Origin of the sequence: Escherichia sp. WS1265 (assembly GCF_046487585.1) — a bacterium.
Lineage (GTDB): Bacteria > Pseudomonadota > Gammaproteobacteria > Enterobacterales > Enterobacteriaceae > Escherichia > Escherichia coli.
In genome coordinates, this window is the sequence record NZ_JBJQJE010000029.1 from 1 (window position 1) to 22,828 (window position 22,828).

31 protein-coding genes and 1 pseudogene are annotated in these 22,828 nt (G+C 51.5%); 17 read left to right on the forward strand and 15 right to left on the reverse strand.

Annotated elements, in window-relative coordinates; translation table 11 throughout:
* Positions 1–235: 235 nt before the first annotated feature.
* Positions 236–445, forward strand: a pseudogene (locus ACJHX3_RS22325) (hypothetical protein); the annotation flags it as partial.
* Between the two features lie 332 nt (positions 446–777).
* Here ACJHX3_RS22325 and ACJHX3_RS22330 read toward each other — a convergent pair.
* From ACJHX3_RS22330 to ACJHX3_RS22365, 8 genes are all read right to left on the reverse strand, one after another.
* Positions 778–969: a hypothetical protein gene (locus tag ACJHX3_RS22330; RefSeq protein WP_001703906.1), complete on the reverse strand. Its 192-nt coding sequence runs from the start codon at positions 967–969 to the stop codon at positions 778–780.
* The gene (locus tag ACJHX3_RS22335) at positions 966–1,388 is read right to left on the reverse strand and encodes a DUF1380 family protein (protein WP_013307864.1); all 423 of its coding nucleotides are present in this window, start codon (positions 1,386–1,388) and stop codon (positions 966–968) included. Before ACJHX3_RS22335 ends, ACJHX3_RS22330 begins: the two co-directional genes overlap by 4 nt.
* A 46-nt stretch (positions 1,389–1,434) precedes the next feature.
* Positions 1,435–1,860 carry an antirestriction protein gene (locus ACJHX3_RS22340; RefSeq protein WP_001546490.1) on the reverse strand — a complete coding sequence of 142 codons (426 nt, stop codon included), beginning with the start codon at positions 1,858–1,860 and terminating at the stop codon, positions 1,435–1,437.
* A gap of 413 nt (positions 1,861–2,273) precedes the next feature.
* Positions 2,274–3,044 (reverse strand): hypothetical protein, encoded by a 771-nt coding sequence (locus ACJHX3_RS22345; protein WP_001006251.1) that lies wholly within the window; start codon positions 3,042–3,044, stop codon positions 2,274–2,276.
* 44 nt (positions 3,045–3,088) lie between these two features.
* Positions 3,089–3,607 (reverse strand): DUF1380 family protein, encoded by a 519-nt coding sequence (locus ACJHX3_RS22350; protein ID WP_223349485.1) that lies wholly within the window; start codon positions 3,605–3,607, stop codon positions 3,089–3,091.
* Positions 3,537–3,758 (reverse strand): hypothetical protein, encoded by a 222-nt coding sequence (locus tag ACJHX3_RS22355; RefSeq protein WP_001104873.1) that lies wholly within the window; start codon positions 3,756–3,758, stop codon positions 3,537–3,539. Before ACJHX3_RS22355 ends, ACJHX3_RS22350 begins: the two co-directional genes overlap by 71 nt.
* A complete protein-coding gene (locus ACJHX3_RS22360) occupies positions 3,759–4,442 on the reverse strand; it encodes a DNA methylase (RefSeq protein ID WP_040110341.1) in 684 nt (227 codons plus the stop codon).
* Between the two features lie 76 nt (positions 4,443–4,518).
* The gene (locus ACJHX3_RS22365; protein WP_269216963.1) at positions 4,519–4,755 is read right to left on the reverse strand and encodes a hypothetical protein; all 237 of its coding nucleotides are present in this window, start codon (positions 4,753–4,755) and stop codon (positions 4,519–4,521) included.
* Here ACJHX3_RS22365 and ACJHX3_RS22370 point away from each other — a divergent pair.
* Positions 4,647–4,877 (forward strand): arginase, encoded by a 231-nt coding sequence (locus ACJHX3_RS22370; RefSeq protein WP_306234079.1) that lies wholly within the window; start codon positions 4,647–4,649, stop codon positions 4,875–4,877. The two genes, ACJHX3_RS22365 and ACJHX3_RS22370, sit on opposite strands and share 109 nt — an antisense overlap.
* Here the strand turns inward: ACJHX3_RS22370 and ACJHX3_RS22375 are convergent.
* On the reverse strand, positions 4,828–5,730 hold the full coding sequence (locus ACJHX3_RS22375; protein WP_064670763.1) for a DUF1281 domain-containing protein: 903 nt from the start codon (positions 5,728–5,730) through the stop codon (positions 4,828–4,830). The two genes, ACJHX3_RS22370 and ACJHX3_RS22375, sit on opposite strands and share 50 nt — an antisense overlap.
* Before the next feature lie 418 nt (positions 5,731–6,148).
* Here ACJHX3_RS22375 and ACJHX3_RS22380 point away from each other — a divergent pair, with 418 nt between their 5' ends.
* From ACJHX3_RS22380 to ACJHX3_RS22400, 5 genes are all read left to right on the forward strand, one after another.
* Positions 6,149–6,397 carry a DinI-like family protein gene (locus ACJHX3_RS22380; RefSeq protein WP_000618110.1) on the forward strand — a complete coding sequence of 83 codons (249 nt, stop codon included), beginning with the start codon at positions 6,149–6,151 and terminating at the stop codon, positions 6,395–6,397.
* A complete protein-coding gene (gene umuD / locus ACJHX3_RS22385; protein WP_000109062.1) occupies positions 6,394–6,831 on the forward strand; it encodes a translesion error-prone DNA polymerase V autoproteolytic subunit in 438 nt (145 codons plus the stop codon). The genes ACJHX3_RS22380 and umuD overlap by 4 nt, the downstream gene beginning before the upstream one ends.
* On the forward strand, positions 6,831–8,102 hold the full coding sequence (locus ACJHX3_RS22390; RefSeq protein WP_000457510.1) for a Y-family DNA polymerase: 1,272 nt from the start codon (positions 6,831–6,833) through the stop codon (positions 8,100–8,102). Before umuD ends, ACJHX3_RS22390 begins: the two co-directional genes overlap by 1 nt.
* A 211-nt stretch (positions 8,103–8,313) precedes the next feature.
* Positions 8,314–8,940, forward strand: a complete 627-nt coding sequence (locus tag ACJHX3_RS22395) for a ParA family plasmid-partitioning AAA ATPase (RefSeq protein WP_000587689.1) — start codon at positions 8,314–8,316, stop codon at positions 8,938–8,940.
* Positions 8,937–9,239, forward strand: coding sequence for a hypothetical protein (locus ACJHX3_RS22400; protein ID WP_001245884.1), 303 nt, complete (start codon positions 8,937–8,939; stop codon positions 9,237–9,239). The genes ACJHX3_RS22395 and ACJHX3_RS22400 overlap by 4 nt, the downstream gene beginning before the upstream one ends.
* Positions 9,240–9,765: 526 nt before the next feature.
* Here the strand turns inward: ACJHX3_RS22400 and yagA are convergent.
* Complete coding sequence (gene yagA / locus ACJHX3_RS22405; RefSeq protein ID WP_001132021.1) at positions 9,766–11,112, reverse strand: protein YagA; 1,347 nt, start codon at positions 11,110–11,112, stop codon at positions 9,766–9,768.
* Between the two features lie 353 nt (positions 11,113–11,465).
* Here yagA and ACJHX3_RS22410 point away from each other — a divergent pair, with 353 nt between their 5' ends.
* Positions 11,466–12,059, forward strand: a complete 594-nt coding sequence (locus ACJHX3_RS22410; RefSeq protein WP_001401779.1) for a ProQ/FINO family protein — start codon at positions 11,466–11,468, stop codon at positions 12,057–12,059.
* A gap of 281 nt (positions 12,060–12,340) precedes the next feature.
* Here the strand turns inward: ACJHX3_RS22410 and ACJHX3_RS22415 are convergent, their stop codons facing one another.
* Positions 12,341–12,928: a serine acetyltransferase gene (locus ACJHX3_RS22415; RefSeq protein WP_001418189.1), complete on the reverse strand. Its 588-nt coding sequence runs from the start codon at positions 12,926–12,928 to the stop codon at positions 12,341–12,343.
* A 344-nt stretch (positions 12,929–13,272) separates the two neighbouring features.
* Here ACJHX3_RS22415 and ACJHX3_RS22420 point away from each other — a divergent pair, with 344 nt between their 5' ends.
* Complete coding sequence (locus tag ACJHX3_RS22420) at positions 13,273–13,569, forward strand: hypothetical protein (protein ID WP_001419651.1); 297 nt, start codon at positions 13,273–13,275, stop codon at positions 13,567–13,569.
* A 195-nt stretch (positions 13,570–13,764) separates the two neighbouring features.
* On the opposite strand, the gene yacB is transcribed toward ACJHX3_RS22420, so the two are convergent.
* The 4 genes from yacB to repA form a co-directional block, all read right to left on the reverse strand.
* Complete coding sequence (yacB, locus tag ACJHX3_RS22425) at positions 13,765–14,043, reverse strand: type II toxin-antitoxin system toxin YacB (protein ID WP_013009346.1); 279 nt, start codon at positions 14,041–14,043, stop codon at positions 13,765–13,767.
* Positions 14,043–14,312: a type II toxin-antitoxin system antitoxin YacA gene (yacA, locus tag ACJHX3_RS22430; protein WP_000079932.1), complete on the reverse strand. Its 270-nt coding sequence runs from the start codon at positions 14,310–14,312 to the stop codon at positions 14,043–14,045. Before yacA ends, yacB begins: the two co-directional genes overlap by 1 nt.
* A 54-nt stretch (positions 14,313–14,366) precedes the next feature.
* Complete coding sequence (locus tag ACJHX3_RS22435; RefSeq protein ID WP_000841008.1) at positions 14,367–14,525, reverse strand: hypothetical protein; 159 nt, start codon at positions 14,523–14,525, stop codon at positions 14,367–14,369.
* A gap of 692 nt (positions 14,526–15,217) precedes the next feature.
* Positions 15,218–16,090 (reverse strand): incFII family plasmid replication initiator RepA, encoded by an 873-nt coding sequence (gene repA / locus ACJHX3_RS22440; protein ID WP_000729438.1) that lies wholly within the window; start codon positions 16,088–16,090, stop codon positions 15,218–15,220.
* Between the two features lie 837 nt (positions 16,091–16,927).
* Between repA and ACJHX3_RS22445 the strand changes: the two genes are divergently transcribed.
* From ACJHX3_RS22445 to ACJHX3_RS22480, 8 genes are all read left to right on the forward strand, one after another.
* On the forward strand, positions 16,928–17,434 hold the full coding sequence (locus ACJHX3_RS22445) for a transcription termination/antitermination NusG family protein (protein ID WP_005082529.1): 507 nt from the start codon (positions 16,928–16,930) through the stop codon (positions 17,432–17,434).
* 139 nt (positions 17,435–17,573) lie between these two features.
* Positions 17,574–18,236 (forward strand): hypothetical protein, encoded by a 663-nt coding sequence (locus ACJHX3_RS22450; protein WP_005082527.1) that lies wholly within the window; start codon positions 17,574–17,576, stop codon positions 18,234–18,236.
* A 266-nt stretch (positions 18,237–18,502) separates the two neighbouring features.
* The gene (locus ACJHX3_RS22455) at positions 18,503–18,646 is read left to right on the forward strand and encodes a hypothetical protein (RefSeq protein ID WP_000176500.1); all 144 of its coding nucleotides are present in this window, start codon (positions 18,503–18,505) and stop codon (positions 18,644–18,646) included.
* 80 nt (positions 18,647–18,726) lie between these two features.
* Positions 18,727–18,969 (forward strand): type IV pilus biogenesis protein PilI, encoded by a 243-nt coding sequence (locus ACJHX3_RS22460; protein ID WP_021515452.1) that lies wholly within the window; start codon positions 18,727–18,729, stop codon positions 18,967–18,969.
* A gap of 115 nt (positions 18,970–19,084) precedes the next feature.
* Positions 19,085–19,420, forward strand: coding sequence for a hypothetical protein (locus ACJHX3_RS22465; RefSeq protein ID WP_001335624.1), 336 nt, complete (start codon positions 19,085–19,087; stop codon positions 19,418–19,420).
* Between the two features lie 226 nt (positions 19,421–19,646).
* On the forward strand, positions 19,647–20,717 hold the full coding sequence (locus tag ACJHX3_RS22470; protein WP_000730430.1) for a toxin co-regulated pilus biosynthesis Q family protein: 1,071 nt from the start codon (positions 19,647–19,649) through the stop codon (positions 20,715–20,717).
* 3 nt (positions 20,718–20,720) lie between these two features.
* Entirely contained in the window at positions 20,721–21,158 is a 438-nt protein-coding gene (gene pilM / locus ACJHX3_RS22475) for a type IV pilus biogenesis protein PilM (RefSeq protein WP_000539952.1), read from the forward strand.
* Positions 21,159–21,189: 31 nt separating this feature from the next.
* Positions 21,190–22,809: a PilN family type IVB pilus formation outer membrane protein gene (locus ACJHX3_RS22480; protein ID WP_001035562.1), complete on the forward strand. Its 1,620-nt coding sequence runs from the start codon at positions 21,190–21,192 to the stop codon at positions 22,807–22,809.
* The last annotated feature ends 19 nt before the right edge of the window (positions 22,810–22,828 follow it).

The window sequence follows — 22,828 nt, forward strand, 5'->3', positions numbered from 1 at the left end:
GCACTCATAAGAACCTCCTGACTGAAAGATGTGAGATAAACCGGATACCGGCGACGGGACGTTCATGTGCCCCTTCAGAGGAGCGAAAGCTCCTCCTGCCGTCCACTTCACAGGGGTTTCTCCCCGCAGTGGACCTTTCCGATGGGGGCCCGTTTACCGCCTCACGGGACAGCTGTCCGGGGGCGGACGCAAAATTTTTAGCCGGGTTCATGGCTAAAAATTTTGTGGCCGGTGCATCTCACCCTGGACAGATGGAACGGGAGGGGGTCACGTCTGCCCCCCGGAAAGTCCACAGCGGGAAACAGGCCGCAGAGGTGGCGGCAGGAGGGAAGACTGCTGCGCCATCAGGCGCAGTTTCCTCACACACCGTCAGGTGTGCAGGGAGCGCAGGTCACGGCGCGACAGAGGCGGCGCGACCGGAACGGTCGCTGCAAGCCCGGGTTTTCACGCATCGGACCGTAGCGACAGCCCGAAACCGCGCCAGCGGGTTCGGCGGAGACTGGCGGGTGCGCCAGCAGCTGCCTGTCGGAGTCGGGCCTGACGACCGGATGCCGTCAGGCAGCCGGGAGCCGAAGCGGGCGCAACAAAAAACAGCCAGAAACGGTGACAGTGTCACGGAACATCACACCTGTCCCTGGCATACAGCCATACACTACCTTCTGACCGGAAAGCCGGGCCGGCAGCGCCGCAGGCGCTGCACCCCGCGTTTCCGGCAGGCGCCAGCCTGCCAGGGGGTTTCGCGCGGACTGACAGGCGGCCTCCACCGCCTGCCCTGTATCACCTGTTTCTGCTGCCCTGCAGGATGTACTGACCGCCAAGGAAAACCGCCTGCTGATTCGCCACAAAATCGCAGATTTCATCAACAATCTGCGCGGTGGTGAGCGGTTTCTGCCCCATTTCACGACGCCGCGCATTAATCACGGCTTTGTAATTACGCAGAATTTCGCGGGTTTCCGTGTTGATATTCATGACATGTTCTCCCCGTCCAGCGCCTGTAACACAACGTCCATTGCTTCGCGTTCTTCCCTGACGAACGCATCACCGTCGCCCCCGTTCTCACTCCCGACGGCATACAGGCGCTTCATTTCACTGCCTGCCAGCGCCATCACTTTTTCCAGCATCACCGCCGGGACTGTCACCTGACGGCTGGCGTGCTTTTCCTCCATCAGTTCACGAACAACGTCGTGAACAACGCTGACATCCGCACCATGCTCAAAAGCATCGTCCAGCCGCTGCATGACGGTTTCCAGCTCATCGTCTGACAGGCTCCAGTCCTGGGCTATGTGACGCACATCCCCACGGGTCAGCACTACGGCAAAAACGCATTCACTGTCCGGCACGTCTGTATCCAGTACATCGCGGATAATTTCTTTAACAGTACAGTACATGTTCTCGTCTCCTTTACAGGGGCGGCATTGCCGCCCCGTCCGTTAATCAGTCCAGTGCCGCGTAAATCGCGTTGCATTCGGGGTGAAATTCGATGTGGCTCCACAACTGCGCATCGCGCATCCTGTACAGGTGTGTCAGCCCTGCATCCCCGCTGTCGTGGTACAGCCACAACTGGCGGTTAATCACAAGGGAAGTCAGAATGATGCCTGCGGCATCAGCACTCACGGTACGGTCAAACCAGTTTTCACCGTTGACCAGATGAAAACGGTCGCCATCCGGCATCATGTAACCGCCACCGTCCGGCAGGCGGATGAAGTGCCAGAATCCGCCTTCATATTCCGGCATCATTTTTTTCGCCAGCGCGTATACAGACGCTTCGGCATACAGAAAATCCAGGCCAAACAGGTAAGGCAGAAAAGACAGACGGTCGCACTCTTCAACGTTCAGAGTGACAGGTTTCGCATACTGCATGGGATTTCCTCCGTTGTTCACATATTCCGCGACACCGGGCGGTGCCGTGCCTCCATCTTTGCCGGGCCTGCAGGGTTGCAAGGGCGCAAGGGAAGCCGCAGCCTGACGCGCACGGCTGACGGGAGTTGGAGGGTGAGACCGCGAAATCTGAGCGGGTGAACGACCGGAAAATCACGGCAGACGGGAAGGAGGGACCGGGTGACCGCAGCGGTTCACCTTACCTTGCAACCCGCCCGCAGAAGCCCGGCTACGATGGAGGCACGGCACAGCCCGCACACGACGCTGAGGCCACATAACTGAAAACCCACAAGGCCATGCCCCGCATGGCCGGGTAAAGCGGAGCCTGCGGCGACATCCTTTTGCTCTTTCCGGGGACCGGCTGGAAAAGGCGGAGATTTTCCCCGCCAGCGTCATCATTTCCGGATTTTCGCCAGTGCATCCGCCATGCTGCGGATTTCAGTCCGGGCTTCCAGGACCATCTCCCGCAGAATATCCCGGTCAAACCAGCGACGGGACGGTTCATCAGGTATACGCAGCACATCGCAGGCCAGCCCACTGGACAGGATATGCTCCACACACTCACTGACCAGATACATTTCCACCGACGAAAAACGAGCGCCACGGTTCAGAATGGCATCGAGCACCACGGGCAGATTTTCGTCATCTTCATCAAGCCAGCAGGGGTAATCGCTTTCCTTCACAACCAGACGAAAGCGGCGCGTCTGGCGGGTCAGCAACGTCTGACCGGTGGTGGTCAGCGCCGCCCGGATACGCCGGGCATCTTCTGCCACTTGGTAACAGATGCTTCGTACTGCATTGCGCACTGCATCAAGAACTGCCCTGATTTCGTCTTCGGTCAGCCATTCTCCGGCATACGGGAAAAACACCTGTGTTCCGTCTGCCGGAAGTACCGGCAGCGACTGCCACTGACTGCCGGACAGTACCAGTTCCGCCCCGGTTCCGGTCAGTTTCTGAATGGCGGAGGCCAGGAGCGGCGGCAGTACGCCGCCGTGACGGTTGATAAGTAACGTCGCCAGCCGGGGCACATCCAGCCGCACGTAAATGCTGATCCAGCCCGGATACTTCGGATTACGCTGGTCAACATCCGTCTCTTCCGGCCAGCCCTGCGCCAGCAGCAGGTTGCTGGCGTGGCGATAAATCAGTGCATTCAGCGTTTCGTTCATGATTCATGGTCTCCCTGAATCGCCGCCCGCAGGCGGCGATAACATCAGTCGTTTTCGCGTGTGTTGTTTTTCAGCAGGGCGCGGGCCTGATTAACCACCGCCTGTCGGCGGGTGACGCATTCCGGGACGGCGAGGCCGTTATCACGGGCGGCCCACTCACGTTTCCACAGTGCCTGTTCGGCGGTCTGAATCAGGGACGCCAGCAGTTCAGCAGGGACGGTCACCTGGCGGTTTTCTCTCACGTTATTGATAATCTCCATCGCCGCACCGGAAGAAATACCGGATTCAGTCCGCTGGTCTTCCGGGATGTCCTCCAGGCGCGCCAGGACGGTTCTGATTTCATGATCGGACAGAGAAATATCCATTCCGTCAGCGAGGGCCTGAATCTCTTCCGGGGACCAGATAAGCAGCATCAGCGGCGTGTTTCCCGGATACTTTGCTGCCAGCTCCCGGCATAGCGTTTCGCATGTTCCGTACATTCTCGTCTCCTTCTCAATCTTTGAAGCAGGAATCCAGTTCCAGAATTTCGGTATACGCCTCCATGAACAGGCGATTGGCGCGATACAGCGTCTGGCGTGTCAGGCGTTCAACAAGCACATCGGAATCAAAGCGACAGCGATGCTCCATATCGTTCAGCCTGGCCCGAAGGTCACACATGGTGTTGGCCACCTCCGCCACGTCGGCGCGAAGTTTTTCGTGTCCGGCATAGTTCATTTACGCAGCCTCCGGTTCAAACCAGTTATCATTCGCGGCCCCCTGCTGCATGGCCCGTTGCACGGCGGCCAGTCGTTGCTGTCCGGCACGGTGATACTGTTCAAGCAGCTCGATACCGATATACCGGCGTCCGGACTGGAGGGCAGCGACGCAGGTTGAGCCGCTGCCTGCAAACGGGTCCAGCACAATTGCGTTCGGGTGTGTGAAGCTCTCAATCAGCGGTTGCAGGCTGGTAACGGGCTTTTCCGTCGGGTGATGACGATTGCCCGAATATTTCCAGCCCAGCACGTCCGGCAGCGGGTTTTGTGGCAGACGTGGACGGCCTTTTGCCAGGATGTAGGCGCATTCGTGGCGATAGCCCACATATGCGGCCTTCGATGTGTAGTTTTTGGTGAAGACCAGGTGACCAACAACGCTGAATCCCGCATTTTTCCAGGCGGCCATAAAGCGATCGACGCGGTTCCAGCCGTAGAAGCTCACCATCAGCGCGTCTTTTTTGAGTACGCGGTACATTTCATTACAGGCCGGTTGCAGCCATTCATCGGTTTTATCGCCGGCGATGGTGCGCCCGAAACGGTCACGAAAACCGACGAGGTACGGCGGGTCAGTCAGTATGAAATCAATGGCGTTATCAGGAATACGGGCCATAACATCGATGCAGTTACCGAGGACAAAACGGGACATAACAACGCTCCTTCTCTTACAGAGGGCACCGGGAGGGCACCCCTGTGGTGCCCGTTCCCCGCTGCCTGTGGGCTGTTCACCGCGTCCGGTAACGGGTCAGGCCGACCGTGGAATACCGCAGCCGTCGTCTTTTTGACGGCAAGGCTATGCCGCGAAAGCGGCTTGAAGGGCGTTCATCAGAAAAGGGCGACGGGCTGGCGTACACTGTCACCGACGCCAGCCGGGAGCGGTAAAAGCGCCCGTCCCGTGCCCGGCCGGACGCGGGACACTGACCACAGGCAGCGTTTATGCCGCGCCGCGTCAGCCGGCGCAGTAAAAAGAGGAGCACGGCGACATCCTTTGTCGGAAAAGAAACGGGCGGTTGCCCGCCCGTCTCCGTCATACTTCATCCGCCATAATGCGCCACATTGTCGATTATCCACGCAGGTCCGGTGACTTCCGGCAGCTCATCATCATCTGTCGGGGAAGACCATTCCAGTTCCCCCCACAGCACATCAACGAGCTCTCCGCGCTCATACAACTGCCAGCCACAGAAATTGCAGCCCTGTTCGGCGTACCAGTGCTCCAGCGTGCAGCCGAAACGGCGGCTTAATTCTGCAACAACGTCGCTTTCCGGCTGACACCACGGCGTGTCGAAATCTACCTGAATGAAGTTTTCCCCCTGACTGCTGATATTCAGGTCATACCCACAAGGCCACTTCACGCCATACCGTTCTGTATACCAGTGATATGCAGAAGGAACACCGTTCAGAACACCGCCGTTAAAGCCATTCACTTCAATATCCAGGCGGGTCGGCAAAACCGTCAGCAGGTCAAACGGCATGGTTTTTTCCGGCAGTACGTTGTCACACAGACGGTTCCACCACACCGATACATCCTCGTTACCCCAGATGTCATACCAGTCACCTCTTTTTGCGGTGAAATGCACAGTGATAGTTTCCCTGACATCATCCGGTAACTCTTCCCAGCGACGCTGTCCAGTACCGCTCTGCAGCCAGAGTTCATGCAGCATCAGGCAGTTTTGCTCATCCAGCAGTACACCGTTCTGCAGGTGTGTCAGCCAGCGGGTGAACGCGATATTTTCCGGTGATACAGCACCACGTCCGGCAGCCGTCACTCCGGGGCACTGCTCAGAGCGGATATTTTCAGTGATCTGCAGAAGTCCGGCACTTCCGGCCAGAAACAGCTGAATACCTTCATTTGTGGCGCGGCGATAAAGCGGTGTAACTGCACCGCTGGCCAGTCGTTTAATCTCAGCGATCTGTGCCGGTTCACCAGAAAAATACATACGATTCGAGCACCAGTTTGGCATGGGAATTCTCCTCTCACATGCGGCCTCCATCAGGCCGTGCCGCACCTGTTACCGGGCGACCGCATACGAATGCAGGTGCGGCCCCGAAGCCGCAGCGCGTGGAGGAGGAACGACGAAACGTGACCGGGTGAGGAGGCCGGCGACAGCGACACACTTGCATCGGATGCAGCCCGGTTAACGTGCCGGCACGGCCTGGGTAACCAGGTATTTTGTCCACAGAACCGTGCACAAAATGCTGTGGATAAGCTGGACACAGCAGCCCACAGCAGGCATACAGCCACACACTCAGAGAATTGAGCGTTTTTTAGTCACAACAATGACATTTGACTGTGTGCGGATTCAGTTATTAGAATACTGTATAAGCATACAGCATAAAGAAAAGGGAGATGAGAACATGATCCGCATTGAAATTCTTTTCGACCGCCAGAGCACAAAAAACCTCAAATCAGGCACACTTCAGGCGCTACAGAATGAAATCGAACAACGTCTGAAACCACACTACCCGGAAATCTGGCTGCGTATAGACCAGGGCAGCGCCCCGTCTGTATCTGTCACAGGAGCCCGCAACGACAAGGATAAAGAACGTATCCTGTCTCTGCTGGAAGAAATCTGGCAGGACGACAGCTGGCTGCCTGCAGCATGAGTACCGTTTATCACCGTCCGGCTGCCCCTTCAGGCGATGACAGTTACGTGCGACCGTTGTTTGCCGATCGTTGCCAGGCCGGTTTTCCTTCGCCTGCCACTGATTATGCTGAGCAGGAACTGGATCTGAACAGCTATTGCATCAGCAGACCTGCAGCCACCTTCTTTCTGCGCGCCAGCGGTGAATCGATGAACCAGGCTGGCGTGCAGAATGGTGATCTGCTGGTAGTGGACAGGGCCGAAAAACCACAACACGGGGACATCGTTATCGCTGAGATCGACGGTGAGTTCACCGTCAAACGACTGCTGTTGCGCCCACGCCCGGCACTGGAGCCGGTTTCAGACAGCCCGGAGTTCCGCACACTGTATCCGGAAAACATCTGTATTTTTGGTGTTGTCACTCACGTGATACACAGGACGCGGGAGTTACGCTGATGTTTGCACTGGCTGATATCAACAGTTTCTACGCCTCATGTGAAAAAGTTTTCCGCCCGGACCTTCGCAACGAACCGGTCATCGTACTCAGCAATAACGATGGCTGTGTGATCGCGCGCAGCCCGGAGGCAAAAGCCCTTGGCATCAGAATGGGGCAGCCCTGGTTTCAGGTGAGACAAATGCGCCTGGAGAAGAAAATACATGTATTTTCCAGCAATTATGCGCTGTACCACAGCATGAGCCAACGGGTTATGGCTGTTCTGGAGTCGCTTTCTCCCGCAGTTGAGCCCTACTCAATTGATGAAATGTTCATTGATTTGCGGGGGATAAATCATTGCATCTCTCCGGAGATTTTTGGTCATCAGCTCAGGGAACAGGTAAAGAGCTGGACAGGACTCACCATGGGGGTGGGCATTGCGCCTACAAAAACGCTGGCTAAAAGTGCCCAGTGGGCAACAAAGCAATGGCCACAGTTTTCCGGTGTGGTCGCGCTGACGGCAGAAAACCGTAATCGGATCTTGAAGCTACTGGGGTTGCAGCCAGTTGGTGAGGTCTGGGGAGTAGGACGCAGACTGACGGAAAAGCTGAATGCGCTGGGTATTAACACAGCACTGCAGCTGGCGCAGGCTAACACGGCATTCATCCGGAAAAACTTCAGCGTCATTCTTGAGCGTACGGTACGCGAACTCAACGGCGAGTCCTGCATATCTCTGGAAGAAGCACCGCCGGCAAAACAGCAGATTGTCTGTAGTCGCAGTTTTGGTGAACGAATCACAGACAAAGATGCCATGCACCAGGCTGTTGTTCAGTATGCAGAGCGGGCCGCAGAGAAACTACGTGGGGAGCGTCAGTATTGCCGGCAGGTGACGACATTTGTACGGACATCCCCCTTTGCAGTAAAAGAACCCTGTTACAGCAATGCCGCTGTGGAAAAGCTTCCATTGCCCACACAGGACAGCCGGGACATTATTGCCGCAGCATGCAGAGCGTTAAACCATGTCTGGCGTGAAGGGTACCGCTATATGAAGGCAGGTGTCATGCTGGCTGATTTCACACCATCGGGTATAGCGCAGCCGGGATTATTTGATGAAATCCAGCCCCGTAAAAACAGTGAAAAGTTAATGAAAACACTCGATGAACTGAACCAGTCGGGAAAAGGGAAAGTGTGGTTTGCGGGGCGAGGAACCGCCCCTGAATGGCAAATGAAACGGGAAATGCTTTCTCCTGCGTATACCACCAGATGGACAGATTTGCCAGTAGCCCAGTTATGAATATGTAATCCATCCATAATATTGCTATCCTGTTATCTTGTTATCTTGTTATCTTGTTATCTTGTTATCTTGTTATCTTGTTATCTTAATTAATCTATAAATCAAATACTTAACAACTTGCTAAGTTGTTAACATAACAAAAATAATTGCATGGTTCGCGTTCAGATGGCAATATTAAGTTGTTAACTTAACAGCTTAATATGAGGCTATAATGATAATAGTATTAGGTAGTCAAAAGGGTGGGGTAGGTAAAAGTACACTGGCGGTATCTATAGCTGCGTATCTGATGTCACTAGGCAATAGAGTGATTATTGTCGACGCAGATGACCAGAAATCAGTATTAACCTGGTACAACAATCGCCCTGAAGATCTCCCTCATATTCCGGTTACAGGCGCGACAGGTAACATCAAAGCCATGTTAAAGGAACACGAAAAATCCTATGATTTTGTTATTGCAGACTGTGCTGGCCGTGATAGCGCAGAAATGCGTAGTGGATTGATGGCCGCAGATGTATTCATTTCTCCTTTGCGCCCATCTCAGATGGACCTGGATGTTGTGCCTCATACATGCTCCGTTTTTACAGCAGCAAAAGATTTTAATGAGGATGTTCGGGGATATCTCGTTTTAAACATGACGCCCACAAATATGTTTGTTAATGAAGCCAATGAGGCAGCTGAAGTACTTAAGGATTACCCTGAAATGCATCTGGCAAACTCCCGGGTATGTGATCGTAAAGCACATCGAGATGCTTGGGCCGAATCAATGACAATTTTTGAAACGCAAAATGATAAAGCCCAGCAAGAAATCGAAGCGTTAGTGAAAGAGGTTATTCTGTGAGAAATAGAGCAAACACTTCACCTCGTGACGAGGCAGCATTTATTAACGGTGGCACGGCTGGCCTTGATAATACCAAAAAGTCATCAGATAAATCATCGGTTGTAAGCAAAGCAAAACCAGTGAGTATTTCTTTTTTTGAAGAAAACCTAAAAGACATTGATGCCCTTATAACGGCTGAGATGGTTTCAGGTAAAGGCAGAGTGAATCGTTCTGATGTTGTCAGGGCGGCGGTAGAAGCACTTAAAACACTATCAAAAACAGAGGTATCACGATTGATAGCAGAAGTAAAACAAAGATAACACCTTGAGATAACAAGATAACACCTTGTTATCTTGTTATCTTGTTATCTTGTTATCTTGTTATCTTGTTATCTTGTTATCTTCAATGTATTTTAGGATGACCTATGTTGAATAGAACCTAAAACAAAACAAATATTAATAGGGGTCCGCTTGGAAAAGGGAAATTTTCCCACGCTAAGAGAATTGAGTTGAACGAGTGGTTACATCCAGGCCAGCTAACTCACTGAACCCCGTACAGGGTCAGACATTCGGTATCTCCTTCATCCTCTGAGGAAAACAAATGAATTAACTGCTTACGTATATGGATACATATACATTATTAATTTATTAAGGAGAAAATGGCATGTCAAGACTTAATGATAGTGATTATCATTAACATGAAGTAATGTTACACCGTTCAGAAAGCCTGCTGACGCTGTGGCAGCATCACAGTCTGAGTATTCTCTGGTGCAATACAAAAACCGGACTTTCCCGTAACAACAGACAATGTTACGGGAAAAGTTACAGAACTGAGCCACAAAATATCTCAGTACCTGAGATGCATAAAAACACCGTACATATGTTTCTCAAAAGGGGGATGATCGTTATCCAGCCATTTCGGTGGATCGGTATGCAGAACACCAATCTGCTTCATGCCGGTATGCTGCCTGGATTTTCTCGCGCAGTAATCACTGTCTTCATATCCCATCGTTTCGATGACCACTCTGGCCGTCTTTCCGTCAGGAGCCCTTGCTGTGACAATGAAATCCGGCAGGACATATTTCTTTTCACCATTAACATAAACTTCTGTATCAAACAGGGGCCTTTCCAGACTTAATTCCGGCGTACCTGGCTTTCTTTTAAGCCAGCTGGCCACATTCAGAAGAGCAGTGAGCGTGTTTCGTTCCAGTTTGCTGTCCACAGGCACCGGACATGTCAGTTGATAAAGAGCATGAGCATACCCTTCACTGCAGATGATTCTGCCATCGGCACTCCGGCAAAAAGCAAGAATAACCCAGTAAGGGGGACGTATTCCGCCCTGCGCTTCACCATTAATACTGATCCCCCGCACAGGTCTGATGACCTGAATATTACCGTTCGCCCAGTGAATTTCCACAGCATCACGACAGATGTGCTGCGCCATAAAAATCTGAAAGAACATATGTTTTCTTCTGGCAGGCCAGTGTCGTTCTGAATTCTCCAGCGTTTCCATTAACCGCTCCTGAGACCTTTCAGACATTCCAGGCCGGAAATGGATAATTTCAGATAAGGATCTTCCCCGAATATACTCCTGCTGCAGTGTAACCTGCCGTATGGCATCAAGACACTCACGATAATTAGTCCGGATACGGGGATTAGCCAGGGAATCCAGTTTATTCAGCCCAGCATCGTCAATAAGCGACAGGAGTAAACGGGCAAGGCGCGGACGTTTCTTGCGAACGGAGGAGCTCTCACCATTATGGTAAGCAGAGCGGGCCTGCAGTCTGATAACAGAATTACTGTCATCAGGTGGTAAAAAGTTTCTGTAATTTATACGGGTGCTAACGGGATGCCGGCTTGCTCCGGAAGATGTTTCCTCTTCATTTCCGGATAACTGACGATACATGGGGCATTCAGGTGCATGCTCATGATTAAAACTGGACAGATAAAGAGTACCCGTATTGTTTTTAAGAGCAGCAAAATTCATGGCCGGCGAATCTCCCGGAATACAGTCACACTGTAACCATGCATCATACTCACGCATTTCCCGGAGAATATCATTGGCCAGGTTATGTAGTGCCATGGTTGCTGGCTTTTTCAGTCCACAGACCGTCTTTACTGCAGTCTCTTCCTCACTGCTAAGCTCCCGAATCACTTTGCCCCGGGGATTCTTCTTTACAAGTATCATTGGCATAATGAAAGCACTCCTTATGTACATGCTTAAACAGTAAGTAAAATATACAAAGAACACCCCATGAAACAAAGGCAGAGATGAACTGTGCGCCCCGATATCTTCTTCTGATATCCTTTCAAATGAATTGTTTTTATTTATATCATGACAACATTAAAGTGAGAGAATATATCAACCATGTTTCTGTCAGGGTTCAGTAGAATATCAATTCGACTGTCATGCCATAACTGTAACTACCTCGAGTATAAATATTCAGAGAATGGACTTATTAGCCATGAAAAATCACCTGATGGGAAATTTACTAATTTATGGATTGTGATATTATTAAAGAGTAAAACCAGCCAGCCGAGGTATTTATGGGAAAAAATCAGGAAGAAAGGAAAACTCCCGTCATTGTGGTGAAAAAACGTCGAACTTTTTCGCCACCGTCCTTATCCGAAAAAACAGATATTATCGCACCTGTATTTACTGAACAGACGGCAGAATCAGCCCCCGCCGGAATAAATTCATCTGCCGTCGAAACACATATCCCCGAAGCGCCAGCCAGGAAGAAGAAAAAGAAAAGACACCGTTTTCCACGTCCCTCCCACTGGACCCGTGAGTATACTCACGAGTGCGTGGAAAAAATAAAGGCCCTGTTTCCTCATCTTCGTGCTGAAGGTGGTGGATTTATTCCCCTGAAAATTGGCATAAGCAATGATATTTCGGCATTTCTGGCAGAAAGCCCGGATACAGAACTGTCCATGGACGAATGGCTCTGTGCAGTGTCCTGCATCACCTCCCGCCGCGTATATCTGCAGCGGACCTCTGTCGCCGGCGTCCCTCGTTATGGGCTGGATGGTCATCCCGATGGGCAGGTCTCAGAAACTGAAGCACAGAGTGCTGTTCAAAGACTGGCGATAATAGAACAACGGTGGCTCAGGATGAAGGAACGGCAGACTGAGCAATAAACATTTCAGATAACATCATGACATTGTGTATCAGAGTCTGCTTACAGACTCATGGATGCCACCAAAGGCTCATCAGATGTAAGGCAGAAGCGACGTAACTGCCTTTTGAAAGGAAAAAAGCGACCGCAAGGATGCAATGGATATCTGCCGCATACTGAAATAAAGTAACAAAAAAATCACCACAATCACGGGGGCTTCCTTCCTGTACTCAGGCCATCCCCCCCGCACGTATAAATTTCTCAATCAACAATACAATAAAACTGTGAATAATATCATCATGATTAACGCATAATTACCCGTGATTCTTTCCTGGTAACGTAAGTACAGTTATCCGGAACCTCCTCCATAATAAAAGACATGGCTCCAATTTTTACATTACTGCCTATTTTTACGTTAAGCCCGATAATACACGTATGGGCACCGATATCGACATTATCACCAATAACGATATAATTCTCTCTGCTGTCAGATTCCTTTTCGCCAATGGTCGTATTCTGCCGTATAATCACATTCTCACCGATTTTTACATTTCCGTGAATGACGACGCCTGAATGGTGGGGCAGCACGAGGCCTTTACCAATCTGCGCCCCCAGACCAATATCACATCCATACTTCGCCATAAGCGCATTTTTTATCTTGATCGCACATTTTCGTTGTTTTTTATTCCCCGATATATACATTTCATTAGCCAGGCGCCACCACAGAAGAAAACCTCTCTGCCTCTGCATACCGTTCCTGATAAGCCGGTGAAAAACAAACTTATCCCGCATGATAACTTCTGCTTTCCAGCATTCCAGAAGATGACGTTTTTTTCCTGAAAATAAAAACGTGCCAATATGGAAATAAGAAATCGGATTTTTTATCAACATACGCAAATTTTTAGAAAACAATGAATACAGATGTATTTTATATACACAGATAAAACCGCGCAACAGACATAAATATGACAGTAGCAATGAAAAAGCAGAGAGTGTGGGTGATACAGAAAAGTAACTGTCAGACATTAAATCTGATGCATCGATAAACAGACGCCCCAGCAGATGCACCTGTAATGCAACGATTTTGCCGTGTCTGCTACAGAAGTAATACACAAATTTCCGGGGATTCTGCCTTAGCATTTTGATATATTCAGATACGGTAAATCTCACTTTAGATGGACTAAGGACTTATGATATTTACAAAATTTCAATCTCTGACCCACAAGATAGATACAATGATTATTCATGATATTAAACGGGAGATGCCATTGAAATACGGGTTATACAGGGTGGCCAAATGGTTTGCCTGGCTCGCCCACACAGGAATTTTTTGTACCTTTATTATATATATAGGGTTTTCCATCATCACTCAGCACGCCGGCCAGGAACTACCGGAGACGTTTAAACATGGATTCGCCTTGACTTTCTGTTCATTTGCAACAGCAGCTCTGGTCAGCCAGTGGATCGGAGGCGGATTGCATAGCAAACTGGAAGAAAGAATTCGGATGAAGTGGCAGAACCACGCTCACTGACAGGATCACCCGGTCAGTGCACAGAGGGCGGGTGGCGAAGACTCCGGTGACTGCTCCCCGCCCGCATTGGGCGAGGATTCTCGGCGGTTCTTCGCTGACTGCACCATACCTCCCAGACAAGACTGTTCGGAATATATCGCTCTTACTGGGGGAGCAGTAAACTAAAAATGAAAAGTATTATTCCTGACTGGAATTTTATGGCCACTTCTGTGCGGTATGCAACACGCGCAGGACATACACTTTTCCCCACTGGCTGTCGACCTCATAAACCAGAACAAAATGGGGGTGAATAACCAGTTCCCGGGTTCCTTCCACACGACCGTTGCGACCTTTATACGGCTGCCCGGCCAGGCTGCTGGCTGAATAACCAATCCGTTCGTCCAGTTCAATGGCGGCCATCAGGTTCTGCTCCGCAATGTACTCACGAATGCGCTTCCTGTCCTGGCTGGCCAGCATGGTCCAGAATATCTCCATCATTTATCGGAAACCTTCCTGCTCATTTCATCCCGCCATGCAGCGGCAGAAGATTCGACCATGTCATGGGGAAGCACATCGCCGCGCTCGAGTTGCTGACGTCCTGCCGCAACCTGGTCACGGAACCAGGTATTATGCTGCCGTTCAACGGTCTGGCGCATAAAATCCCGAATTAACTGAGAGCCATTACGGTCCATGCTTTTTGCAGCGGCCATAAAAGCATCCTTCAGTTCAGCGTCGATTCTTAAACTCATATTAACCTGTGCCATTTATCACCTCGTCATTACTACGTATATACACAGTATATAACGATTCAGATATCGTCACCAGGATATGCCGCGCCAGCGGCATGGAAGGCGGCACGCTGTGGTTACATGTGATACCGGAGTAAAACCGCCGAAGCCCGGCGTCAGCCGGTACTGATTGATAGATTTCACCTTACCCATCCCCAGCCCTGCTAAGCCATACCCGCTTTCAGCCATGAGAGAGTTTCTGTGCGCGGTCGGAGTGGTCCCGACGAGGGTTTACCCGAAGTCGGGGCGTATCTCCGCGTTAGCGGGCCGTCAGGGCCGCTTACGAGCGTGTACTGAGAACATCCAGCCAGAAGACTGACAGCGATGATAATGTAGTTACAACATTCATAATTAAAAGCGATGTTGTTCCCGCCCTTTGGGCGGGGGCGGCCTCGCTTTTCAGTTATGAGGGGTAGGCACGGTGCTGCGTTTGTGTGGTGTTTTTATTCCTGATGTCTTTTTGCTGTGGTTTCAGAACGGTGAGGTTCGGGGCCCGCGCGTCAGCGTGGGAGGTGCATATCAGTCTGTCCACAGGACAGGCATTGAACAGGTTTTCTTTTTAAATGGAAGTAATTAAGTAGTTTAAAGGAAATACAGTACTGGAGTTTAAAAGAAACATTGCACCCTGTAACGCCTGCGGCTGGCGCTTTATAGCATTAACGGTTGTAACCTTATGGAGAAGTCCCTTGCAGTTAAATGTGGATAAACAGAATTACCCGTCTGTGAGACGTGTTTTGCGTGAAAAACAGGGGGAGCATGATGAGCCGGAAGGCAGATGATGAGGCTGTTTTTTGTGTGCTGTGCTGCTTTTTTGTGCGTCGCCGGGCTTCAGACGTGCGGAAGCCTCCGGCGCAGGCCGGATTATTCAGATGAGGTCAAACTCAGGGTGAGGCAGTGGCCAGCCGTGTGTAGTTGTTGTTCCGCGACATTATCATGCGTTCCTTCACGCGACGGTCGATTTCGCGCTTCACGGCCTCCAGGCTTCCGCGGAAACGCCCTTCCGCGATTTCACGTGTCAGCTGCCGTTTCACCAGGGTGACAATGTCCTGACGGGTCCTGCCTGCATCGCGGCGCGCACGGGCACGTTTCATGCCGTGGGACTTAAGCTCTGCCTGATAACTGCGGAAACGCTCGCGCACAAAACGCCAGGCCCTCGCTATCAGTTCATCCATACCCAGCGCATCCATCCCCTGCTTTTTGCGCAGCCTGTTTTCCCATTCCACGCGGCTGCGGCGTGCGGAAGCCACTGCCTCTTCTGAGATATCGAGTGAGTCAAACAGTGCCGGCGTGAACGTGATGTCGGTCGGGATGTTACAGCCAATTGTCGGGTCGTATTCCGTCTGGTAGGTTATCAGCCCCAGCTCAGACAGGAACTTCAGGGCACGGGTGGCACGGGTGATGGAAAGTTTCCCGGCCTCAGACTCCGTCGCCAGTCCGCACTCAATGGCCAGCGTGGTGATGGAGCACTGCACGCGGTTGGCCAGCGGGTCATAGTGGAAACACAGCCCCTGCAGCAGCGCATCAATCGCCCGGCGGCGCAGCACCGGCGGCATACGCCGGCGCAGGCCGCGCGAACGGGCATACGCCACATGCGCGGCAAAATCAAAACGGGAGGTGAAGCCCACGGCCTTTTCCATCAGTTTTTCGCAGAACTTCAGCGTTCCGGCATCTTCACGGGGTGTGAACACCGGATTCGGGTTCTTTACCTGACGGTATGTGCTTTCAGTGAATGAGGTCTGGTTCAGGGCCGCCACAAGCTGTCGCTTATGGCGGGAACAGATTGCCGTGCGTTAATGCACTGCGAAGGGTTGAATCTCTGACACGGTTTCATATATACTTATCCCGTATTCTGTGAGGCCCCCATTATCTTTCAGTGATTCCGCCAAGTTTCGATGAAAGATTATGGGGGTTTTCCTTTATGGTCTTCTGAAACTTTTTTCAGCCTTCCGGCCCCGGCAAACAGCCGTCGTTTCTGCCATACATCCTGAATGCCTTATGGCGCATCCTGCCGTTTTCTGACTTTCCGGATCGTGAGGATCCCAAAAGTCACTGCATAACGATCCGCAATATACCCCTTTTCCACCGCTTTGAAAAGCCGACACGATTTCTCTGATTTACCTGGCCTCTCATTAACCACCTAAAAAGCGTCGTTTTTTTGAACTGTGTCAAAAAAATGAACAATTTCACAAACGATCTTTTATGCTGCTTTTTTCTTCTTTTCCAGTAGAAGAGATCGCCGAATTTTTTTAAACGATCTAATATCCCGCACACAATATCAAATATAGAATAATATTCTGTCTTATCAGATATAACGATCTATTCAACTGCTTATCTTCGCTCTTGCCACAGATACATCCTTATGTAATATATTTTCCAGCCATTAATCCTGTTTGCAGGAGTTGTCGGTTTTCGCCCGCCTCGAAACCGTCCACAAGGCTTACAAGAGTGCGTAAATCATGTGCCTGTCAGAACTGCAGGCCAGGCTGAACGTGGGTCAGCCGCTGTTTCCGACACATGCTTTATGTATTCGCCGTTCACAACAACATCGAAGCCCCCCTGCGGGGATCGATTTTCGCGGAGCGTTCCGGATTTTGAATATCAGTGAATTACATCAACGCAACTGGTATCTGGCACAGTACATCCCTACCGGCAAAAACCGCGAACATCTCTTTTCCTGGCTTTCCGAACAACACGTCCTTCCCTGGACACCCCTGATACTGAAAAAGGTCCGCCGCACGGATAAAGTCTGTGGTTACCGTCGACATATACACGCCGTGTTTCCCGGTTACTTTTTCCTGAAAGCAGACCCCGAAAGCCACAGCTTCACTCACCTTCGCCGTCACAGTGCCTTTCTGGACTTCGTGAAAATGGCCGGTGAAATCAAAACCGTCAGGGAGGATATCGTTCAGTCTTTGATGAAAGTGTACCCGGATCCTGCGCTCAATCCGGCAGCCAGGGAGGAGCTGGATGCTGCCTCCACCCTCTGGCTGACAAAAGCGCGTTACCAGTACCTCCTCCGGCTTGATGCCCAGCCTCTGCCGGAGTCGAGGATCGCCCTGCTCCTGCACCTGGTATCTGATGACGGAGCGTTGACATGAAAATTGCTGTCTTCATTTGACGACTTTCCCGGCCTTTATGGCCGGGCTTTTTTTCCCCATCTTTTCCCCAATGCCCGGCACCGGTGACACCTGCGTGTACGGAGAGCGGCTGCCGGGCATTTTTTTTCAGGACATCGTTATGACCATTCAATCCCCGGAAAACCCTGTCATTCAGTTACTGGAGAATATGCTTGAAGCGCTCTCCACCTCCCCGGACAGCATCAACAATGAACGACGTCGCCGGCGCTTCCTGCTGAACTGGCTTGATTCCGCCCGACAGATGAGTGAGTTCAGGGGGATGCCTGAAGAGTTCACCGCCCTGCGCAAACTGCTGGCCACCAATACGGACATACCGGTAGAGAACACGCTGAAATCACTGCTGGAAAGTGGCCACAACGCAGCACTGTATGACCTGTACCGCTTCCGAGCAGCGCTTGCCACGTGCAGGAGTCTGGGATGGCAGATTGGCACGTGCGCATGGAATGACCAGTTACTGAGTGAGACACTTTCCCGCGCACAGACCGGGAAACGTCATATCCTGCAGCTGAACAGCACCGGGGACACCTTTTCCACCACGGGCAGAATGATCAGACCGGTGGCATTTTCATTAATCCATCCGGCCACCATCAACACGTCTGAGGTTGAAGAGATATTCCGGGATGAAGGTTTTATGCTCGCACACGGGCGCGAATGCAGTCTGAACGGCAGCGGCAGAAATATGCTGTCACGCATTCTTCATGTGGGCCATTCAGGTTTAGCGGAAGAGGAATGGGGCATGGACAACAGTCTGCTTTTACACTGAAATACCGGGACAGCCACAACGGCAGCCACTCTCCGCTGACTTTTTTTCGCAAATCGCGGTTTGCTGATGTGGATGTCCCATTTTTGATTATCCGTCCTCTCCGGTTGTCATAAGGCGCATTCCGGCGTGAGGCTTCTGTTGTTATCATCCCCTCCTGCAGACATCCCCTTGTCTTCTGATGACTGACGATATGCTTCTTCTGACAATTAAAGAAGCGGAAGCTTCACGCCATAATGTTGTTTGACTGACCTGCCACAGGAGGAAAAATGACACTGACGTTACTTACCGCGTATAACGCACCCTATCTGGCAGCCCTGACACGTCCACTGGTCATGCCTGCCCCGGAAAAGGTTCCGGATGTCAGCGAACCGGTAATCGCTCCGGATAACTCAGAACCACAACAGGTTTAATCCCCGTGCCGGAATTTTTCCGGCATCTTTTTCACAAAGAATGCCCTCACGGGATATTCTGGTTTAAAGGAGGATTGAAAATGTCCGCAGAAAAATTCAGAGTTGTCATATACACCAATACATGTGAAAAGAAAGTCAGTTATATTTCTGCAACAGAAGATATAAACATCGCTATAATGCCATTTCAGACGGCAGACAATGGCTTAATTATTGTGTGTCAGAACTCCCGTATAATACGACGCAAAGAGCGTATCCCCGGAAGCAGCTGTGAATGGAAAGATGTGACATTAGCACCAAAATCCAGAAACCGCGTTCAGTTATAGCCTGACAGCCTGCTTCTCATCTCCCATAAAAGGGGATAAAAATTAAATATTTCACAACCGCGATATTTTTCAGGAATGCAGATTATTTTCTGTTATGACCAATGGAGAAACAGGCATGAGAACAATCACAACACGTGAACAATTATTAATTAATGGGAGAGTCCACGAAAGAATCGCCACACATATAGTTACAGGAGCTCATGGGTATGAAACGCTTTGCACAAATGGCTATAACGTCAGATACAACAAGGCGCAGCAACTGGTTGAAAGCTGCGAAAAAATAGCTGAAGGTAAACTACCTGTTACCTGTCCTGTCTGTTTCACCATATGGCAGGATGTACACAGATTCACCCACGTTGACTTTGACACACAATCGGGGAAAAGTGATTTTATTGATACCTGCCATTCGGAGATCATAACCGGACATGTTTCAATAACAGGCAAGAAATAAAATAATGTTCCAGTTCTGAAAAACAATATCACTTGTTTTCTGGAAACTATCATTTGCAGCAGGACGTTTTTCTTTTTATATTTCCGGAACCGGAATGTTTTAGTTTTCATAATCACCCCGAACATGAATGTTCATCATCAATATCCTGATGAAATTATATTTATCTGAAGACCTGTTACCAGCCACCTGTCTTATACCGTAACCCGATACATACCGGATTTATTCTATGAAAAAGAAATCACTTACACTCCTTCTGCCGTCATTACTCAGCGGCTGTACGGCATTTAATGCCACGCCTGTTCCTGACACCACGCCTCCGGCTCTGGTGTTCGTCGACGGACAAATTCGCGAAAGCGCTGCCATTATCGCCCATACGCAAAAACGTCTGCTTCCGCCACCGGTGACCCGCCCTGTGACGCCGCCCCGCCCGACAACAACAGCGACGCCCACAACCGCAGTCAGCAGCCAGAGTACCGCACTGCCTCCCCGTCCGCTCCTTCAGGCCACACAGCTGCCCGCACTGGTTATGACCGGTAAACCCGGTCAGTCATCCGTCGTTTATTTACGTGAGGCACATCAGCGCTCCGTCAGTGACTGGATACGCCAGTTGCTACCACCCGGCTGGCAGTTCCGGCAACAGAACGCTGCCATACCGGCACTGAACAAACGCCTCCCCGTCTGGTCCGTTAATGACCAGTGGCACCGGGCACTGAATGCGCTGCTGGCCGGCCAGCAGCTTTACGGACATATGGACTGGAACAGGAAAATACTGACTGTCACGACCTCTGCAACACCGCCGGTCGACGTCACGGCACCGCAGGGTTCACAGAAAGCTGCTGATACACCGCGTAATCCGTTCAGGGGCAGCACCGCAACGCCGGCAGGCCCGACACCAGTGACACCTGCCGTCAGCGTTTCCCGGGCTCAGACCACCACCGGGACATCCGGAACTCCAGAGAGCAGAACAACCACGCCAGCCCCGGTGGCCACGAAACCGGTAGTGCCACCACAGCAGAAGGTCATACCGCCACGGCAGTGGAAAATGGAAAAGGGGACCACCCTGAAAGACGGACTGGCCCGCTGGACATCATCCGAAAAATGCCCGCACGGCACATGGACACTGCGCTGGGAAACACCTGTCAACTACAGCATCGATGCCCCTCTGGTTTTCACCGGCAGTTTCCGCCAGGCGCTGGAGCAGCTCTTTGCACTCTATACCCCGGCTGAAAAACCGCTGTATGCCCGGACCAGCACTGCACAATGCCTGCTCCGTGTGACAGACCGCCCGCAGGAATAACCTATGGGATGGGTTACGGGTTTCATTATGGTCATTATGGCCATTGGTAATTTCTGGTTCCACAGTCACCTCAGCCGTACTGTGCACCATCAGCAGACCGCTGAAATCACACAGCAGGCTGCAGACTTTATTCGTTATATGAATGCCATCAACGATTACCTGTATCAGCACCCTGAACGACGTGCTGCCGGTGGTCAGCTCACGTCAGCACAGCTCGGTCTGCCCGCCACGAAAAACGTCAGCCACCTCATCAGTCAGCAGCGCGTTTTTGTCTGGGCAAAAGAAAAACCCGGCCTTATGGGTGCCCTCCTGGAACAAAGTGGTGATTCGGCCCTGCTTGCCAGAGTGGAAAACGGTCGCCTCCTGGACACCCGTGGGCGGCGTATTTCCATCACGCTCCCTGCTGTGATCCCCGATCAGGTCATCATCTGGATGAATTAGGCCGGACTCTGAATAACTCACGGATTTATCTATGAACAAAAAACTTCTTGCTATTATGATTGCAGCCACTCTGCTGCAGGGCTGTACCAGTTTCCGACAGGCAGAGAACACCAGAAAAGACGCCGTTGCTGAACAACAACGGGCCCGGGAAATGATCGCTGAGCTGCGAAACCGGACACCGGTTGTAAAGGAATCCCCACGTCAGTGGATCAATCCCCGTCCGGTCACGGATAAAAACCCCGGTAATGCGGTGCCCGGCTGTCCGATTATCATTAACACCCGGCAGAGCATCACCCTTCAGCAGGTGGCCCAGCGGATCTCGGAAAACTGTCATATTCCTGTAAGGATCACCCCTGATGTACAGGCGTATCTGAGCGTGACCACCTCCGGCAGTACGCAGCAAATCCAGGGCACAGTACCACCGCCGGATACCGGCGGTATGGTTCCACTGGCCGCCATAGGCAGTTCTGACACGACACTTCCCCGCCTGCAGGGAAATACGGCGTCACTTCCTGAACTGAAGGCTTCAGGACTGACATCACTGCTGAATGCGGTCGCTTCCCGTCTCGGGATTTCCTGGCGTTATGATGGTTCACATATCACGTTCTATTATCTTGATACCCGGACCTTCCCGGTGACCTATATGGACAGCCAGGTTGCCTATAATGCCACCGTGGTCAGCGGTACCATGTCATCAAATGGCTCATCAGGTGGAACAGCATCGGATGCCATTTCCGGTGATGCCAGTAATACCCAGACCACCACCGTGGATATGAAATCTGCGCTGTATCAGGATGTGAAAAATGCTGTCTCATCAATGCTGACGCCGGGGATTGGTCGCATGTTCATGTCGACGGGCTTTATCACCGTCACGGACACCCCACAGGTACTGGAAACGGTCCGGACGTTCATTGAAAAACGCAATGAAGAAATGAAGCGCCAGGTGGTGCTGAATGTGGAAATTCTGAGTATCCGGAAAACCCGTAATGAGCAGGCAGGTATCGACTGGAACGCAGTCTTCAGCGACAGAACGCTGGGACTGAGCCTCGGCAGCACATTCACCAGTGCAGCCAGCGATACCGTCACTGGTGGTGTTTCCATTGTGAACGGGAAACTCACCGGTTCAAAAGCCTTCCTGAAAGCACTCTCTTCCCAGGGAGATGTCAGTGTGGTAACCCGGAATTCCGCCGTGACCAAAAACCTGACCCCGGTACCGATGCAGATTGCCAATCAGCAGAGCTACATTGAGAGTGTGACGACGGATACCACCGCCAATGTCGGCTCATCCACCTCCCTGAATGCGGCCACCATCACCACCGGTTTTAATATGACCCTTCTGCCGTTCATTCTCCCGGACTCACAGACACTGCAGCTGCTCTATTCCATGAGTCTCTCCGACAAACCGGTTATTGAGAATTACGAGAGTGGTGGAAGCAAAGCCCAGCTGCCGAATGTGGATCTGAAAACCATCAACCAGACAGTGGACCTGAAATCCGGGCAGACAGTCATTATCAGTGGCTTCCAGCAGTCAGGGCGTCGCAGTGGAAAACAGGGTGTCGGCACACCGGGATTCTTCGGTCTTGGCGGTGGGATCAACAGTGAAAACGACGACACCATTCTCGTGGTGCTGATCACGCCCAATATCATCTGATTTGCAGAAGGAGGACTAT

Coding starts and splice junctions, on each gene's coding strand:
- ACJHX3_RS22330 (WP_001703906.1), bottom strand. CDS start 969: ATGAATATCAACACGGAAACCCGCGAAATTCTGCGTAATTACAAAGCC.
- ACJHX3_RS22335 (WP_013307864.1), bottom strand. CDS start 1,388: ATGTACTGTACTGTTAAAGAAATTATCCGCGATGTACTGGATACAGAC.
- ACJHX3_RS22340 (WP_001546490.1), bottom strand. CDS start 1,860: ATGCAGTATGCGAAACCTGTCACTCTGAACGTTGAAGAGTGCGACCGT.
- ACJHX3_RS22345 (WP_001006251.1), bottom strand. CDS start 3,044: ATGAACGAAACGCTGAATGCACTGATTTATCGCCACGCCAGCAACCTG.
- ACJHX3_RS22355 (WP_001104873.1), bottom strand. CDS start 3,758: ATGAACTATGCCGGACACGAAAAACTTCGCGCCGACGTGGCGGAGGTG.
- ACJHX3_RS22360 (WP_040110341.1), bottom strand. CDS start 4,442: ATGTCCCGTTTTGTCCTCGGTAACTGCATCGATGTTATGGCCCGTATT.
- ACJHX3_RS22375 (WP_064670763.1), bottom strand. CDS start 5,730: ATGTATTTTTCTGGTGAACCGGCACAGATCGCTGAGATTAAACGACTG.
- ACJHX3_RS22380 (WP_000618110.1), top strand. CDS start 6,149: ATGATCCGCATTGAAATTCTTTTCGACCGCCAGAGCACAAAAAACCTC.
- umuD (WP_000109062.1), top strand. CDS start 6,394: ATGAGTACCGTTTATCACCGTCCGGCTGCCCCTTCAGGCGATGACAGT.
- ACJHX3_RS22390 (WP_000457510.1), top strand. CDS start 6,831: ATGTTTGCACTGGCTGATATCAACAGTTTCTACGCCTCATGTGAAAAA.
- ACJHX3_RS22395 (WP_000587689.1), top strand. CDS start 8,314: ATGATAATAGTATTAGGTAGTCAAAAGGGTGGGGTAGGTAAAAGTACA.
- yagA (WP_001132021.1), bottom strand. CDS start 11,112: ATGCCAATGATACTTGTAAAGAAGAATCCCCGGGGCAAAGTGATTCGG.
- ACJHX3_RS22410 (WP_001401779.1), top strand. CDS start 11,466: ATGGGAAAAAATCAGGAAGAAAGGAAAACTCCCGTCATTGTGGTGAAA.
- ACJHX3_RS22415 (WP_001418189.1), bottom strand. CDS start 12,928: ATGTTGATAAAAAATCCGATTTCTTATTTCCATATTGGCACGTTTTTA.
- ACJHX3_RS22420 (WP_001419651.1), top strand. CDS start 13,273: ATGATTATTCATGATATTAAACGGGAGATGCCATTGAAATACGGGTTA.
- yacB (WP_013009346.1), bottom strand. CDS start 14,043: ATGGAGATATTCTGGACCATGCTGGCCAGCCAGGACAGGAAGCGCATT.
- yacA (WP_000079932.1), bottom strand. CDS start 14,312: ATGGCACAGGTTAATATGAGTTTAAGAATCGACGCTGAACTGAAGGAT.
- ACJHX3_RS22435 (WP_000841008.1), bottom strand. CDS start 14,525: ATGGCTGAAAGCGGGTATGGCTTAGCAGGGCTGGGGATGGGTAAGGTG.
- ACJHX3_RS22450 (WP_005082527.1), top strand. CDS start 17,574: ATGACCATTCAATCCCCGGAAAACCCTGTCATTCAGTTACTGGAGAAT.
- ACJHX3_RS22455 (WP_000176500.1), top strand. CDS start 18,503: ATGACACTGACGTTACTTACCGCGTATAACGCACCCTATCTGGCAGCC.
- ACJHX3_RS22460 (WP_021515452.1), top strand. CDS start 18,727: ATGTCCGCAGAAAAATTCAGAGTTGTCATATACACCAATACATGTGAA.
- ACJHX3_RS22465 (WP_001335624.1), top strand. CDS start 19,085: ATGAGAACAATCACAACACGTGAACAATTATTAATTAATGGGAGAGTC.
- ACJHX3_RS22470 (WP_000730430.1), top strand. CDS start 19,647: ATGAAAAAGAAATCACTTACACTCCTTCTGCCGTCATTACTCAGCGGC.
- pilM (WP_000539952.1), top strand. CDS start 20,721: ATGGGATGGGTTACGGGTTTCATTATGGTCATTATGGCCATTGGTAAT.
- ACJHX3_RS22480 (WP_001035562.1), top strand. CDS start 21,190: ATGAACAAAAAACTTCTTGCTATTATGATTGCAGCCACTCTGCTGCAG.